Source organism: Variovorax sp. 01N429, assembly GCF_056399425.1.
The window spans coordinates 1-370 of sequence record NZ_JBFTRG010000235.1; the positions used below are offsets into that span (position 1 = coordinate 1).

Sequence of the window (370 nt, forward strand, 5' to 3'; positions counted from 1 at the left end):
GCACCCCGTCGACGGAGCGGGATGGGCAGGCGCACTGAGTCACGGAAGTCACCCGGGCGGCAGACAACGGCAACCTGCACGCGTCGTCACCGAACGTGGTCTTCCGCCGGGCGCTCGTCGGTCTGCGGTCCGGCCCCGATCTGCGGGACAGGCTTGACGCGAGGATGAGAAACGACCGTCAGCAGCGCCAGGGTCAAGCCCTCGGCGACCCATCGGAGGACGTTCGTGTAGCCCTGGTCAAGGGCCGTCGAACTTCCACTCATCGCCGGAGGACTTCGGTGAGCGGCCAGTGGTCTTGCGAGGCATACACCCCCCGTTGATGCGGTTGTACGAGCACATCACCGTGGCGGGCTTGGCCTCGGTCGCTACC

1 protein-coding gene is annotated in these 370 nt (G+C 67.3%); it reads right to left on the reverse strand.

The features are described from left to right. Positions 1-86: 86 nt before the first annotated feature. A complete protein-coding gene (locus tag AC1DSF_RS31400; protein WP_478184214.1) occupies positions 87-263 on the reverse strand; it encodes a hypothetical protein in 177 nt (58 codons plus the stop codon). Positions 264-370: the final 107 nt, after the last annotated feature.

Excerpts from the sequence above, each read along its gene's own strand:
- AC1DSF_RS31400 (WP_478184214.1), bottom strand. The coding sequence starts at position 263 with ATGAGTGGAAGTTCGACGGCCCTTGACCAGGGCTACACGAACGTCCTC.